The sequence below is a fragment of the Burkholderia sp. FERM BP-3421 genome (genome assembly GCF_028657905.1).
In the GTDB taxonomy this organism is placed as follows: Bacteria; Pseudomonadota; Gammaproteobacteria; order Burkholderiales; family Burkholderiaceae; genus Burkholderia.
Genome location: NZ_CP117782.1, coordinates 1,326,679 through 1,341,998 on the forward strand (window position 1 = coordinate 1,326,679; position 15,320 = coordinate 1,341,998).

The window sequence follows — 15,320 nt, forward strand, 5'->3', positions numbered from 1 at the left end:
GGCGCTCAAGTCTCCACGTGCTTCTCGAACAGTTCGCGGAACACGGGATAGATGTCCGCGGCCGATTCCACCTTCTTCATCGCGAGATGCGGCTGCGACAGCGCGAGCTGCGCATATTCGAGCCACAGGTTCTGCTCTTCCGGCGCGACCTGGATGTACGCGAAGTAACGCGTCTTGGTCAGGATCTCCTCGTCGAGGATCTTGCGGCACTTCGGCGAATCGTCGGTCCAGTTGTCGCCGTCGGACGCCTGCGCGCCGTAGATGTTCCACTCGGTCGGCGAATAGCGCTCGTCCATCACCTTGCGCATGAGCTCGAGCGCGCTCGACACCACGGTGCCGCCGCTCTCGGTCGAATGAAAGAAGGTGTCCTCGTCGACCTCCTCCGCGCGCGTGTGGTGGCGGATGAACACCACCTCGATGCGCTCGTAGTTGCGCTTCAGGAACAGGTACAGCAGGATGAAGAAGCGCTTCGAGAGATCCTTGCGCTGTTCGTCCATCGAGCCGGACACGTCCATCAGGCAGAACATCACCGCCTGGCTCGACGGCTGCGGCTGCTTCACGCGATTGATGTAGCGCAGGTCGAACGGATCGATGAACGGAATCCGCCAGATGCGCCCCTTCAGATGATGGATCTCCTGCTCGAGCAGCGCGATCTCGGCGCGCCGGTCGGCCGGATCGTTCTCGAGCGCCTCCAGTTGCGCCTCCAGCTCGCGCAGCGCGTTGACGAGCGGCGAGCCGAGCGCGATGCGCCGGCCCAACGCGCTGCGCAGCGAGCGCACCACGTCGATGTTGTTCGGCGTGCCCTCCGCCGCCCAGCCCGCGCGCACGCTCTTCCAGCTCGGCACGGTCAGCAGATGGGTCTTGACGAGGCGCGGCAGTTCGAGGTCGTCGAAGAAATACTGCATGAATTCCTCGCGGCTCAGCTCGAACACGAAGTCGTCCTGCCCTTCGCCCTCGTTGCTGGCCTGGCTGCCGCCGCCACCGCCGCCGCTGGGCGGGCGCGGAATCTTGTCGCCGCGGATGTAGTCGGCGTTGCCGGGATGGACGACTTCGCGCCGCCCGCCCGGGCCGTGCCGGAACGAGGGCTCCGCGATGTCCTTGCGGGGAATGGTGATGCTCTGGGTGTTCTGGATGTCCTTGATGCTACGGTCCCGCACGGCGTCCGAAACCGCGCGGCGAATATAGTTCTTGACGCGACGCAGGAAGCGTTCGCGGTTTGCAATGCTCTTATTCTTGCCGGCCAGCCTGCGGTCGATGATCTGATGAAGCACTCCCGGTCTCCCGCTCGAAAGTCGATGTGCCGGGAGGCGCGCCGCGCATGCCGGGATCCCGGATGCGGGCGGCGCCTCGCGGGCCGCCCGCGCGGCGCAGGCCGCGCGGACTTCGCGTGACGCAGGTCATGACGACTTGCGCACGCGCAGGTACCAATCGCACAGGAGCCGCACCTGCTTCGGCGTATAGCCCTTCGCGACCATCCGGTTCACGAAATCCTCATGCTTGCGCTGTTCCTCGGCGGAACCCTTCGCGTTGAACGAGATGACGGGCAGCAGTTCCTCGGTGTTCGAGAACATCTTCTTCTCGATCACGACGCGCAGCTTCTCGTAGCTCACCCAGGCCGGGTTCTTGCCGCCGTTCGCCGCTCGCGCGCGCAACACGAAATTCACGATCTCGTTGCGGAAGTCCTTCGGGTTGCTGATGCCGGCCGGCTTCTCGATCTTCTCCAGCTCGGCGTTGAGCGACGCGCGGTCGAAGCTCTCGCCCGTGTCGTGGTCGCGGAACTCCTGATCCTGAATCCAGAAATCCGCGTACGTCACGTAGCGATCGAAGATGTTCTGCCCGTATTCCGAGTACGACTCGAGATACGCCGTCTGGATCTCCTTGCCGATGAACTCCGCGTAGCGCGAGGCGAGCACGTCCTTCACGAACGACAGATACTTCTGCTCGGTTTCCGGCGGGAACTGCTCGCGCTCGATCTGCTGCTCGAGCACGTACATCAGGTGCACCGGATTCGCCGCGACCTCGGTCGAGTCGAAGTTGAACACACGCGACATGATCTTGAACGCGAAGCGCGTCGAGATGCCGGTCATCCCTTCGTCGACGCCCGCGAAGTCGCGATACTCCTGATACGACTTCGCCTTCGGATCGGTGTCCTTGAGATTCTCGCCGTCATAAACCTGCATCTTCGAGAACAGGCTCGAATTCTCCGGCTCGTGCAGGCGCGTGAGCACCGAGAACTGCGCCATCATCTTGAGCGTGCCCGGCGCGCACACGGCTTCCGCGAGCGACGAGTTGCGGATCAGCTTCTCGTAGATGCGGATCTCCTCCGACGAGCGCAGGCAGTACGGCACCTTGACGACGAAGATCCGGTCGAGCAGCGCCTCGTTGTTGCGATTGTTGCGGAACGCCTTCCATTCCGACTCGTTCGAGTGCGCGAGGATGATGCCGTCGAACGGGATCGCGCCGAACCCCTCGGTGCCCTTGAAGTTGCCTTCCTGGGTCGCGGTCAGCAACGGGTGCAGCACCTTGATCGGCGCCTTGAACATTTCGACGAACTCGAGCAGCCCCTGGTTCGCGAGACACAGGCCGCCCGAATAGCTGTACGCGTCGGCGTCGTCCTGCGCGTACTGTTCGAGCTTGCGGATGTCGACCTTGCCGACGAGTGACGAGATGTCCTGATTGTTCTCGTCGCCCGGCTCGGTCTTCGCGATGCCGATCTGCCGCAGGATCGACGGGTAGCGGCGCACGACGCTGAAGCGCCGGATGTCGCCGTTGTATTCGTGCAGGCGCTTCACGGCCCACGGACTCAGGATGCTCTTCAGATAGCGGCGCGGGATGCCGTACTGTTCCTCGAGGATCGGGCCGTCTTCGTCGTAGTCGAAGAGGCCGAGCGGCGATTCGTTGACGGGCGAGCCCTTCAGCGAATAGAACGGCACGCGCTCCATCAGTTGCTTGAGGCGCTCGGCGATCGACGACTTGCCGCCGCCCACCGGCCCCAACAGATACAGGATCTGCTTCTTTTCCTCGAGCCCCTGTGCGGCATGCCGGAAGTAGGCGACGACCTGCTCGATCACCTCCTCCATGCCGTAGAACTCCCGGAACGCGGGATAGACCTTGATGACCTTGTTCGCAAAGATGCGCGACAAGCGCGGATCGTTGCGGGTATCGACCTGCTCGGGTTCCCCGATCGCCTCCAGCATGCGTTCGCCCGCAGTGGCGTACGCTGATGGATCGTTTTTGCAGAGCGCGAGATACTCCTCCAGCGAGAGCTCTTCCTCTCGCGTTTTCTCGAAGCGGTTCGCGAAGCTGCTGTAAATATCCATGCTACCTCCTCGCCTGAGTCCGAAGACGTTCTTGCTCACTAAGATCACGTAGAAGCAGGACCGTTCGATTTCATCCTAAACCTATTTGGTTTTTTTTTCACGAAGAACCTCGGTGTCTTGCGTGTTGCGGGAAACGTGTCTTGGAAAGCAATTTTTGCTGCCCTACAATCTTCATCCCGACACACGTCGATCCATGCGCCGCGACGCCGATCCGCTCTCTTCGGGCATCGAATCGTCTCTTCCATTGGATGCCCGCGACACGCAAACCACCGCCCCCTGCCTCCCTATACGCGCGACGCGTCGCTCGCGACGACAGAGAAAACCCGACGTTACAATTTTTCGGCGCACAGCCCTTACGGAGATACCCGCCCCGCGCGACGTCAATCCCGCGCCGACAGCGTGGGTTGATGCGCGTCATGTCCGCGCGCCGCTTCGCATGCATCAAGCAAAACGCCCGCTTGAAGCGGGCGTTTTGCTTGATGCGGTCCATCCGAATTGGGGTGGATTCACGCGCGTGCGCTCAGAACGTCTCCCAATCGTCGCTGCCTGCCGCCACCGCGCGCGGCGCGGGTTCGGGCGCCGTCGCGCGCGGCGCGCGCTCGACGGCCGGCGCGGGTGCGCGGGGCGCGACAGCCGCGGGAGCGGGCGCCGGCGACGGCGCGACCCGCACCGCGTGCGCGCGGCTCGCCGTCGACACGACGGCGTCGGCCTGACGGCGCAGCGCGGCGTCGTCGATCTGGAACACGGCGACCGTCGCGCGCAGGCGGCCCGCCTGCTCCTCGAGCGACTGCGCGGCGGCGGCGGCTTCCTCGACCAGCGCCGCGTTCTGCTGCGTCACTTCGTCCATCTGCGTGACCGCGCGTGCAACCTGGTCGATCCCGGTGCTCTGTTCCTCGGACGCAGCCGCGATCTCGCCCATGATGTCCGTCACGCGCTGCACCGCGCCGATCACGTCGCTCATCGTGCGGCCCGCCTCGTCGACGAGCGCCGAGCCGCTGCGCACGCGCTCGACCGAGGTGTCGATCAATTCCTTGATCTCCTTCGCGGCGGCCGACGAACGCTGCGCGAGGCTGCGCACCTCGCCCGCCACCACCGCGAAGCCGCGCCCTTCCTCGCCGGCGCGCGCGGCCTCGACGGCCGCATTCAGCGCGAGAATGTTGGTCTGGAACGCGATGCCCTCGATGATCGCGATGATGTCCGCGATCTTGGCCGAGCTTTGGTTGATGTCGCCCATCGTGCCCACCACCTGCCCGACCACGACATTGCCCTTCTGCGCGATCTCCGATGCATTCGCGGCGAGCGCGCTCGCCTGGCGCGCGTTGTCAGCGTTCTGCTTCACGGTGCCCGTCAGCTGTTCCATGCTCGACGCCGTTTCCTGCAGCGCCGCCGCCTGCTCCTCGGTGCGCGACGACAGATCGATGTTGCCCGCCGCGATCTGCTTGGCCGCGGTCGCGATCGACTCGCTGCCGCCGCGCACCTCGGCAACCGTCTCGACGAGCCCCGTCTGCATCTTCGCGAGCCCTTCGAGCAGCAAGCCCATCTCGTCGCGCCGCGTCACGACGATCCGGCGGCGCAGTTCGCCCGCCGCGATCGCGTCGAAGTGTGCGAGCGCGTCGGTCAGCGGACGCGAGATCGCCTGGCGCAGCGTGACATACGACAGGAAAGCGGCCACGAGGCCCGCGATGAGCGAGGCGAAGGTCACGATGCGGGTCACGTCGAACACGCTCTGCGCGTGCTCGAAGCCCTGCTTCGCCTGGGTGAACTGGTAATCGCGCAGCGCCTGGCCCGCAACCGCGAAGTCGTTGAACACGACCTGCATCTGCTTGGCCTGTTCGACGATCCTGGCGCGGTCGTTCGAGAGCACCACCGGGCCGAACGCGTCGAACGACTGCTGGACCCGCTGCCGCTTCGCCGCCACGTCCTGCGCGAGACGGTCCTCGTCCTCGCCGCGCGGCAGGTCGAGATACTTCTTCCACCACATGTCGGAGGTCGCCCGCATCTCGTGCGAACGGTCGAGGGTCGCCTGCACGTCGGGCTCGCCCGCCATCAGCGCGGCGCGGTCGAGCGTAAGCCGCTCGCGCGCGGCGAACAGCTCGGCGGCCGCGACGTTGACCGCGCTCGGCATCTGGTTGGTGAACGTCTCGCGGTTGGCGTCGTTGGCCCGGCTCATCCCGATCAGCCCCAGTGCGCCGATCACGCACAGGAGGACCGAGAGAAACAGCATGGTGACGCCGATTCGTGCCCTGATCGTCAGGTTCTTCAGCATATCGTTCCCTGTCACGCTTCATGTAAACAAGACCGAAACAGGTGCGATTTCTCACCTTTTCGGGAGAAGCAAACGCTTCACTAGTTGCGTTTACGGCGCGAAACAAGAAGACTTAATGCGATTTTTATCCTATGACGAATAAAACAATCCATCGGTGCGCAATTCGAAACAATAAATAGCTGTCGAATTGCTTTCAAAGCGTCGCCGAGGGAAGCGCTCAGGCGTCGAGTTCGGCGCGTGTCGGGATCGACGGCTGCGCGCCCGCACGCGTGACCGACAGCGCGGCCGCGCGCTGCGCGAAACGGATCGCGCCGTCCGGGGCATCGCCCGCCGCGAGCCGGGCGGCCAGGCCGCCGATGAAGGTGTCGCCCGCCGCGGTCGTGTCGACCGGGGTCACGCGCGGCGCGGCGTAATGCTGCGCGCCGCCGTCGGCGAGGAGCGCGAACGCGCCCTGGCCGCCCAGCGTGATCAGCACGTTGCGCGCGCCCGCCGCCTGCAGCGCGCGCGCGGCCGCCTCCGCCTCGGCGGGGTCGCGCACCGGCAGGCCCGTCAGCGCGGCAGCCTCGACCTCGTTCGGGATCAGGTAGTCGACGAGCGGCAGCCAGTCGGCCGGCAGCGGCCCGACGGCGGGCGCCGGATTCAGCACGACCGTCTTGCCGTGACGCCGGCCCGCCTCGAGCGCGGCCTTCACCGTGTCGACCGGCGTTTCCAGCTGGCAGATCACCACGTCGGCGGCGGCGAACGCGGCGTCGTGCCGGGCGATCGCGTCGGGCGTGACCTCGCCGTTGCCGCCCGCGACGATCACGATCGTGTTCTGGCTCGCGTCGTCGACGACGATCAGCGCGACGCCCGTCGAGGCGGTCGTCGTGGTCGCGAGCGCGGCGCAGTCGATGCGCTCCGCTTCCAGCCCGGCGCGCAGCGCGGCGCCGTGGTCGTCCGCGCCGACGCAGCCGAGCATCGCGACGCGCGCGCCGAGGCGCGCGGCCGCGACGGCCTGGTTGCCGCCCTTGCCGCCCGCCGCCTGCGCGAAGGTGCGCCCCGCGAGCGTCTCGCCCGGCTGCGGCAGCCGCGGCGAACGCACCACGAGGTCCATGTTGAGACTGCCTACGACCAGCACCTGCCCGGCGTCGCCCGACGCCGCATCATTCTTCTTCACTTCAGTCATGCACCATATCCGGACCCCGCCGGCTCCACATACACCGCGGTCGATTCCCGCAATACCAGTCGCGGCGACACCACGCGCCGCCGCTTCGGTCCCGTCGTCGCGCCGCCGCTGATCCGTTCGATCAGCGTCTGCGCGGCCATTTCTCCCAGCGCCCGCACCGACTGGCCCACCGTCGACAGCGCCGGGTACGTATAACGCGACAGCTCGATGTCATCGAAGCCGATGATCGAGCAGTCGGCGGGCACGCGGATGCCGCGTTCCGCCGCCGCGCGCAGCGCGCCGATCCCCATCAGGTCGTTGCCCGCGAAGATTGCGCTCGGCCGGATCGAGTCGAACAGCCGCGCGGCCGCATGATAGCCGCCGACGCACGAAAAATCGCTTTCGGCGATCGCGCCCGGCACGATGTCGATGCCGCGCTCGGCCATCGCGCGGATGAAGCCGTGCACGCGCATCGCGCTCACCGCCGTCTCGACCGGCCCCGTGATGCAGCCGATCTTCGCGTGGCCGAGTTCGAGCAGATGGCGCGTCGCGAGGTATGCGCCGCGTTCGTGGTCGATCTGCACGAGGTCGGCCGCGAGGCCCTCGATATTGCGGTCGACCACGACGAGCGGCTCGCGCGAGTCGGCCAGCGTCTCCGCCAGCACCGCGTCGTCGCCGGCCGAGGCGATGATGAGCCCGTCGATGCGCTTTTCCTGCAGCACGCGCAGGTAGTTGCGCTGCTTCGCGGGATCGTCGTCGGAGTTGCAGAAGAACACGCAATAGCCGCTGATCGCGCACTGATCCTCGATGCCGCGCGCCAGCTCCGCGAAATACGGATTGGTGCTGTTCGGCACCACGAGGCCGATGGTCGCCGTCGCGCGCGCCTTCAGCGAGCGCGCCACGGCCGACGGCACGTAGTTGAGCTGGCGGATCGCCCGCTCGACTTTCGCCCGTACGTCGGCCGACACCGGCCGCGAGTTGTTCACCACGTGCGATACCGTGGTGAACGACACGCCGGCGATGGCCGCCACATCCTTGATCGTCGCCATTCCCGTTTTCTCTCTGGTTTGTTGTTTTCCCGCGCGCTAGGTCCGGGCGCGCCGGCTGCGATAGGTGTCGAGCACCACCGCCACCACGATCACCGCGCCGGTGATGATGCGCTTGGTCGGCTCGTTCGCGCCGATCTGCGCGAGCCCCGCCGCCAGCACCGAGATGATCAACACGCCGAAGAACGTGCTGATCACCGAACCCCGCCCGCCCATCAGGCTCGTGCCGCCGATCACGACGGCGGCGATCACCTGCAGTTCGAGGCCCGCGCCCGCGTTCGGATCGGCGGCTTCGAGCCGCGAAATCTGAAAGAGCGCAGCCAGCCCCGCCAGCGCGCCCATCAGCGCAAACACGAGGATTTTATACGGGCGCGGGTTAACCCCGGCAAGTCTCACCGCTTCTTCGTTGGTACCGATACCGATCAGATAGCGTCCGAATACCGTGCGCGTCAGCACGAACTGCGCCGCGATCATCACCGCGACCGCGATCAGGAACGCCGGCGAGATGCCGAGCGCGATCGGATTCGAGAGGAAATCGAACGCGTCGCCGATGTAGGCGGTGCGCGAATTGGTGAGCTGGTACGCGAGGCCGCGCGCGGCTTCGAGCACGCCGAGCGAGACGATGAACGACGGAATCCGCCAGCCCACCGTGATCGCGCCGGTCAGGGTGCCGGCGGCGGCCGCCGCCGCCATCCCGAGCAGCGCGGCGGGCAGCGGCCCCCATTGCCACTTGAGCGCGGCCACGCTCACGACCGACGCCGCGAGCGCGAGCACCGAGCCGACCGACAGGTCGATCCCCGCGATGATCAGGATGAAGGTCATGCCGACCGACATCACGACGAGATCGGGGATCTGGTTGGCGATCGTGCTGAAGGTGTCGTAGGTGAAGAAATGCGCGCTGAGCGTCGAGAACAGCGCGATCATCGCGACGAGCGCGCCGGCGAGGCCAAGGTAGTTGGACAGGCCGAGCCGCGCGCCGCTGCGGCGCGCGGCGGCCGGCTCGACGGACGGGGACGGGGCGCGGCCGTCGCGCCCAGAAACGGGTTGCTGGTTCATCACGAATGTCCTGGGTGTGAAACGCCTGCGCGATCGGCAGGCCGGGAAGCGTCGAGGGCGTGCAATTGGGCGTCGCGACGGGCGTAGCCGGCGAACGCGGCGGCGAGCAGCGCGTCCTGCGTCCACGCATCGCGCTCGAACACCGCCTCCATGCGGCCCGCCGACATCACGCCGATCCGGTCGCAGATCAGCATCAGCTCGCGCAGGTCGCTCGACACCACGACGAGCGCGCGCCCCTCGCGCGCGAGCGCGCCCATCAGCGCATAGATGTCGAATTTCGCGCCGACGTCGATGCCGCGGGTCGGCTCGTCGAACAGCAGCACGGCCATGTCGCGCGCGAGCCAGCGGCCGATCACGACCTTCTGCTGGTTGCCGCCCGACAGTTCGCCGACCGGCTGCGCCGCGCCGTGCGCGCGGATGCGCATCGCGTCGATCTGGCGCTGCGCGAGCGCGGCCTCGCGGCGCGCGTCGACGACCCCGCCGCGCGCCACGCGCGTCAGCTGCCCGAGCGAGACGTTCGCGGTGATCGAATGCGGCAGCAGCAGGCCTTCGCCCTTGCGATCCTCGGTGATCAGCGCGATGCCCTGCCGCACCGCGTCCGCTGGCGAACCGATCCGGACGGGTTGCGGCGGCGCGCCGATCGACACGGTGCCGCGCTCGGCGCGGTCCGCGCCGAAGATCAGGCGCAGCAGTTCGGTGCGGCCCGCGCCGATCAGGCCGGAGATCCCGAAGATCTCGCCCGCGCGCACCTCGAACGACACGTCGCGCACCGCCTGGCCGCGCGTGAGCCCGTCGACCTTCAGGTACGGCGCGCCGATGCGGCGCTCGCCGAGGTCGATCCGTTCGCCGATCTCGCGGCCGACCATCAGCGCGACGAGCCGGTCGGTGGACAGGTTGCCCATCCGGTCGACGTGCACGAGCCGGCCGTCGCGCAGCACCGCGACGCGCTCGGCGACCCGCGCCAGCTCCTCGAGGCGGTGCGAGATGTAGACGAGCGCGACGCCGCGCGCCTTGAGCCGGTCGATCTGCTCGAACAGCAGCTCGACCTCGCGCGCGGTCAGCATCGCGGTCGGCTCGTCGAGAATCAGCAGGCGGCAGTCGCCGATCAGGTTGCGGGCGATCTCGACCATCTGCTGATGGCCGATGCCGAGCGCGCCGACCGGCGTGTCCGGATCGATCGCGTCGAGCCCGACCTGCGCCATCGCGGCGCGCGCGTCGTCGCGCAGGCGGCGCCGGTCGATCACGCCGAAGCGGCGCGGCAGGCGGTTCAGGAAGAGGTTTTCGGCGACGGTCAGCGTCGGCAGCAGGTTGAGCTCCTGCATCACCATGCGCACGCCGAGCGCCTCGGCCTGGGTCCGGCTCGCGGGGGCATAGGGCGCGCCCGCGAGCTGCATGGCGCCGGTGGTCGGCGTGACGAGCCCGCCGACGATCTTCGAGAGCGTGCTCTTGCCGGCGCCGTTCTCCCCCGTCAGCGCCAGCGCCTCGCCCGGGTAGAGCGACAGCGCGACGTCGGCCAGCACCGGCTCGACATAGGTCTTGCCGATCCCGGACACCGTCAGCACGGGGGTCGTGGAAGTTGAATCTGGTGCAGTCGAATCCATCGCGATCCTGTTGCGCGACCGCGCATGGCGGCGGACGCGTATCGATGCAAGGACGGGAAACGCGAGGCGGCCGTCGTGATGCTCACTGCGGATAACGGCCGCCGCGCGTCGATCTTGAGCGGCGCCGCCGCCCACGCCCCGCTTACTTCTTGGTGACGAGATCGACCGGCGTCTCGACGACGCCCGACATTTCCGACTGTTTCTTGTGCTCGGCGATCGCCTTGAGCGCGGTGTCGATGCCGAACACCGCCTGCTTCGCCGCGTACTGATCGGCGGTGGCGAGCACGCGGCCGTCCTGCAGCATCGGCTTGATCGCGTTGATGTTGTCGTAGCCGACCACGTACACCTTGCCCTGCTTGCCGGCCGCGCGCACCGCGGACACCGCGCCGATCGCCATGTTGTCGTTGCCGGCGAGGAGCGCCTTCAGGTTCGGGTATTCGTTCAGCATCGCCGACGCGACCGTGTTGCCCTTGTCGATCTCCCACTCGCCCGACTGCACCGACACGACCTTCGCGCCCGCCGCCTTCATCGCGTCCTGGAAGCCCGCGGTGCGCTGCTGCGCGTTGGTGGTCGTCGACACGCCTTCGATGATCCCGACCTGGTCGCCCGACTTCAGCTTCTTGGCGAGGAAATCGCCGATCTTCTTCGCGCCCTTGCGATTGTCCGGGCCGACGAACGGCACGTTCAGGTGCTTCGACTTGAGCACGTCCGGATCGAGCCGGTTGTCGATGTTGACGACGATGATGCCCGCGTCGACCGCCTTCTTGACGACCGGCACGAGCGCCTTCGAATCGGCCGGCGCGAGCACGATCGCGTCGACCTTCGACACGATCATCTGCTCAACGATGCGGATCTGGTTCGCGGTGTCGGTCTCGTCCTTGATGCCGTTCGTGATCAGGTCGAACTGGCTGGCGTTGTGCTTCTGGTAATCCTTCGCGCCGGTCTCCATCGTCAGGAAAAACTCGTTCGCGAGCGACTTCATCACGAGCGCGACCTTCGGCTTGGGCGTGCTCTGCGCATGAGCGGCGGAAAACGGCGTGACGGCGGCGGCCACGCACAGAGCCGCGGCAGCCAGCACGCGACGACGGAGGGTGAATTCCATGCAGTTCTCCTTGCAAGGTGTGCCCGGCTGGACCGGGTGTCGTTTTAATGTTGAGCAAACGTTTGCGCGCGATAGCCCGACAATCAGGGGGTGGCATTGAATTCGACTTGGAGTCCCTGCGGAAAAGGTTGGCACCATCCCGTGATTACGCGCGCCGCGCGCCCCGGCCCCGTCTGACGGGTCTCGGGAAGCGCTTATGCTGACCTTTTCCCGCGTTTCGCGCAACGAAATCGACACAAATCTAGGGTTTATGCGGAGAAACGACTTCAGCTCCGTCGCACACCCGTCGCCATATAAATCAAACTTGTCTGATTTCGATTAAAAGACCCCGAGATTGCCGGCTCGGGTTGCCCTTCACGGCCCCGGGCGGCTCCCGCGGCTTGTCGCGTGGGACGCCCGGCCGGTCAGGATGGGGGGATGAAGCCGGCGAAGTCGCGCTGTCACGGCCCCGCCTCCCTGCGTCGACCGTCGGCCTGGCGGAACGACGGCACGTTCGTTTCCGGCTCAGCCCGCCCGACTTCGAGGCGTTGCTGTTCGAGCGCGGCGTAATGGTCCGCCACGAGACGATGCGCCGCTGACGCGGCCCATGCGGCGCGGGTTTCGCCCACCGGATCGCGGCCGGGCGTCGCCAGCCCGTTTCCGCCGCGCGTTCGACAGGACAGCAGCGGCGACCGAGGAGAGAATCGCGCTGCGTCCTGGCGAAAGTGATTCAAACCGAGGATCGATGAAACCGCGCTGCGGTCTCCGCAGCGCTTCGTCGACCTATTCCCGGCACACGGTCGCGACTACTCGGTGATTGCGCGATACGCCTTGTCCGCCTGGACGAAGCCGGCCCCGCTCTCATTGTCGCGACCCGGGGTTCCCATATCCTGGGCGGTCTTGCGCAACACGTCGTAGAGCTTCGCGGGCGTGGCCTGGGGCGCGGCCTGGCGCAGCAGCGCCGCGACCGCGGCAAGGTGGGGCGCCGCCGCCGACGTCCCGAAGAATTGCTGCGGATAGGCGTGGTAGTAGCGGCAGCTCAGGTTGTAGACGCCGAATCCTTTCGCGCTGTCAGGCTCCTTCCCGCCGAAGAACACCGAGCTCGCGCCGTCAGGTCCGACGAGATCCGGCTTGTTGTCGAGGTAAGCGCGGTCGAAAGGCCGGCCGTCGTTGTCGAACACCATCAGGCCGCCGCCGTGCGACGAGAAATTCTCGAGCTTCGCCGCGGTCAACGCGGGATCGCATTGAGGCGTATTCAGGTAGTCGGCCGCGCCCGCCGCGATCGCGTTCGGTGAGAGCGCGTGCCCATAGATGGACGCATCGGCGGTGCCGAAGCGATCGAGCACGACCTTGCCCCCCGTGAGCAGGCGGACGCGCCGGGGCGCCGGGCCGTCGAGCAACAGGATCCGCAAGGTCGCGGCGGACTCGCTGCCGACCAACTGGCTGCGCACGATGGCTTGCTGCCCGATGACCGACGCATCCGAGCACGAAGGATAGGTTCGCCCCTGGTACGTTACCTTGAGCGGCTTGCCGTTGCGATCGCCCAGGCAGAACTGGAGCGAACTGGCGCTGTTGTCGATCGGTTGATCCCAATACAGGCTGAAATTGAACGGCCACAGCGGCGCGTCGGAGAACTGTTTGACCGAATGAATCGGGATGACGTACAGCTTGGCTTTCCCCGCAGGATCGAAATCGAGCGGGCGACCAGGGGTGCCGGTGCCGTTCGGGTCCATCGGCTGATCCGAGAATTGCGCCGAATTGTTCACGTAGTTGGTATTCGCGGAACCCAGGGCGGCGTTGCCCGCCGCGCTGAAATAGGCCACACCGCGGTTCCTGACGACATGGTCGATCGCCGCGCCGACGATACCCGACTGAAAGGCCGGTTCATCGAAATAACCGATGTCGTCGACGATCACCTGCGCGCCGCCGCCCGCTACGCCCTGCGCATCGGTCTTGTTCCTGGGCAGGGCCAGCGTTTCGATGCCCTGGGCAAAATCGGCAATGCCTTCCCACGCGGTATAGAACGCAATGTTGGCGCCGGGCGCGACGTCATGGACGATTTCCGCCATCGCGCGTCCTTCGTCTCCGGTACCGGCATTCAGGCAATCCGAGGCGTCCTTCAGGATTCGGATCCTGCCGTTGCCCGGCAGGTCGCCGGTCGCGATGTCGTCCTCCATGGTGTCCTGGCGGCCGAAGTTCGCGACGTAATCCGCATCCTGGTTGAGTTGCTTGTTGCAGTTGAACGAGTCGGACAGAATCCCGACCGTGATCCCCTTTCCGTTCAACGCACTCCCTTGCTTGCCGAGCGCTTGCCTGAGCGAGCGGCTCAGTTGAGCGTAGTCCCCCTGCCCCTGAACGGAACCCGAGCGGGTGGCCCTGGCCACTTTGTTGATGCGCTTGATGTCCTGAATGGCGGCCGCCTGGTCGATTTTCGAGACGGGAAGACGGCCGCTGATGTAGTTGCCGTAGACCGCGATGGTCTTGAACCCGAGGCGTTCGAGCTGGGCCACCGTCTGCTGCACGTTCTGGTGAGCGATGACGTCGACGCTGATGTATTGCTCCGCTTGAGGCGCCGAGCTGCCGGCGTTTCTTGCCGCCTGGGCGCGCTGCGACGATGCGCTCAGATTCGTCAAGGCCGGGTCGAGCTTGGCGGTATTGTTCTGGATGCGTTCCTTGACCGATTGACCGGACGGCATGGATTCCAACGCTTGGGACAAGGTCGCGGACGCCCCGTCGGCAGGGGACGCGGACTGCGCGCTCGCGGCAAGGGAAAGCGTTCCGAGCGAAGCAATCAACATTGCGGCGGCGGTATTCGTATTGATTGGTTTCATAAATTGATATCCGAATCAAATTGCTTGATAGATAGCGGCGGCGATGCGCATCCATTCGGCGCAATGCAGGTCGATCAAGCAGGGACGATGAAATTCCATCGAGGGCGAATGACACGAGCACAGGCACGGAAAGCCCGTCTCGATGCCGGAGCCTCGAATCGGAAGCGCGCAGTCACGGCTTGCGGCAACGCAATCGGCCGCAATCCTCCCTCGCCGTGCGTGAATGGCGATGTGGAATGCGCGGGGGTATTTGGATAAGCCAGTGATTTACTAAGGCGATTTGTTCATGATCGATGGCCCTTTTGTTTACTGGATTTGATAAACACGTGATATATCGCAACGTGCATGCGCCGGCTTCTTGGTATGTCCGGCTTGCGGTTAAATATAATATGTAATTTTTAGTAATGGAACAAAAATATCGCTCGCCGCGAGTACCTCATTCAATTAAATCGCGCAGAGATTCAATTAAAAGAAAGTAAACCTATTCCGTAAGGTCGAACGATGATTTCGGATGACGAACGAAGGTGCGGGCGATCACGATGCACGGCGCACGTAGCGACGCTCGCGCCATCCAGGCGAACGGTCCTTCCCGGCCGGGTCCGGCCGGAAGACATCCCCTGCCCGGCGCCGACGAGCGCGTCGCGAATCCCGCGCGAGCGCGAGGCCCGCATGTCGCGCGTCCGTGCAGTGGCGCACGGCCACCGTCGTCAACAGCGTAGCGAGCGGCGTCTCGCATGTGCCCCGTTCGCGCGCGATGATCCTGTACTGCGACTTGCGCACGCTGCGCGCCAGCACGGCCGGCTCGCTTGATGTCAAGCGGCCGTAACTGACTGCCGGGGCTGGCCGGATCGTCGCGCCGCACGCGCGCTATGCGGCTGGCGGAAGGCCCGGGTGCAGCGCCAGCGCGAAATCGAACCAACCGGACAAGGCCCGCGACATGAGGGTGTCGCATCGACCCACTACGTTACGTCGACG

Annotated in this window: 9 protein-coding genes; all 9 read right to left on the bottom strand. The window is 66.1% G+C overall.

The features are described from left to right. Positions 1-5: 5 nt before the first annotated feature. The 9 genes from Bsp3421_RS21860 to Bsp3421_RS21900 all read right to left on the bottom strand — a co-directional run bounded on the left by Bsp3421_RS21860 (position 6) and on the right by Bsp3421_RS21900 (position 14,312). Positions 6-1,271 carry a YeaH/YhbH family protein gene (locus tag Bsp3421_RS21860; protein WP_274003361.1) on the bottom strand — a complete coding sequence of 422 codons (1,266 nt, stop codon included), beginning with the start codon at positions 1,269-1,271 and terminating at the stop codon, positions 6-8. A gap of 126 nt (positions 1,272-1,397) precedes the next feature. Next, positions 1,398-3,320 (bottom strand): PrkA family serine protein kinase, encoded by a 1,923-nt coding sequence (locus Bsp3421_RS21865; protein WP_274003364.1) that lies wholly within the window; start codon positions 3,318-3,320, stop codon positions 1,398-1,400. A 520-nt stretch (positions 3,321-3,840) separates the two neighbouring features. Beyond that, positions 3,841-5,586, bottom strand: coding sequence for a methyl-accepting chemotaxis protein (locus tag Bsp3421_RS21870; protein WP_274003366.1), 1,746 nt, complete (start codon positions 5,584-5,586; stop codon positions 3,841-3,843). Between the two features lie 217 nt (positions 5,587-5,803). Next, positions 5,804-6,751: a ribokinase gene (rbsK, locus tag Bsp3421_RS21875; protein ID WP_274003368.1), complete on the bottom strand. Its 948-nt coding sequence runs from the start codon at positions 6,749-6,751 to the stop codon at positions 5,804-5,806. Then, the gene (locus Bsp3421_RS21880; protein WP_274003371.1) at positions 6,748-7,779 is read right to left on the bottom strand and encodes a LacI family DNA-binding transcriptional regulator; all 1,032 of its coding nucleotides are present in this window, start codon (positions 7,777-7,779) and stop codon (positions 6,748-6,750) included. Before Bsp3421_RS21880 ends, rbsK begins: the two co-directional genes overlap by 4 nt. Before the next feature lie 36 nt (positions 7,780-7,815). Continuing rightward, a complete protein-coding gene (locus Bsp3421_RS21885; RefSeq protein WP_274003372.1) occupies positions 7,816-8,832 on the bottom strand; it encodes an ABC transporter permease in 1,017 nt (338 codons plus the stop codon). Then, positions 8,832-10,433 (bottom strand): sugar ABC transporter ATP-binding protein, encoded by a 1,602-nt coding sequence (locus tag Bsp3421_RS21890; RefSeq protein WP_274003374.1) that lies wholly within the window; start codon positions 10,431-10,433, stop codon positions 8,832-8,834. Before Bsp3421_RS21890 ends, Bsp3421_RS21885 begins: the two co-directional genes overlap by 1 nt. A 142-nt stretch (positions 10,434-10,575) precedes the next feature. Next, positions 10,576-11,535 (bottom strand): sugar ABC transporter substrate-binding protein, encoded by a 960-nt coding sequence (locus Bsp3421_RS21895; protein ID WP_274003376.1) that lies wholly within the window; start codon positions 11,533-11,535, stop codon positions 10,576-10,578. 785 nt (positions 11,536-12,320) lie between these two features. After that, positions 12,321-14,312: a S8 family peptidase gene (locus Bsp3421_RS21900; protein ID WP_443111594.1), complete on the bottom strand. Its 1,992-nt coding sequence runs from the start codon at positions 14,310-14,312 to the stop codon at positions 12,321-12,323. Positions 14,313-15,320 lie beyond the last annotated feature (1,008 nt).

Coding starts and splice junctions, on each gene's coding strand:
- Bsp3421_RS21865 (WP_274003364.1), bottom strand. CDS start 3,320: ATGGATATTTACAGCAGCTTCGCGAACCGCTTCGAGAAAACGCGAGAG.
- Bsp3421_RS21870 (WP_274003366.1), bottom strand. CDS start 5,586: ATGCTGAAGAACCTGACGATCAGGGCACGAATCGGCGTCACCATGCTG.
- rbsK (WP_274003368.1), bottom strand. CDS start 6,751: ATGACTGAAGTGAAGAAGAATGATGCGGCGTCGGGCGACGCCGGGCAG.
- Bsp3421_RS21880 (WP_274003371.1), bottom strand. CDS start 7,779: ATGGCGACGATCAAGGATGTGGCGGCCATCGCCGGCGTGTCGTTCACC.
- Bsp3421_RS21885 (WP_274003372.1), bottom strand. CDS start 8,832: ATGAACCAGCAACCCGTTTCTGGGCGCGACGGCCGCGCCCCGTCCCCG.
- Bsp3421_RS21890 (WP_274003374.1), bottom strand. CDS start 10,433: ATGGATTCGACTGCACCAGATTCAACTTCCACGACCCCCGTGCTGACG.
- Bsp3421_RS21895 (WP_274003376.1), bottom strand. CDS start 11,535: ATGGAATTCACCCTCCGTCGTCGCGTGCTGGCTGCCGCGGCTCTGTGC.
- Bsp3421_RS21900 (WP_443111594.1), bottom strand. CDS start 14,312: ATGTTGATTGCTTCGCTCGGAACGCTTTCCCTTGCCGCGAGCGCGCAG.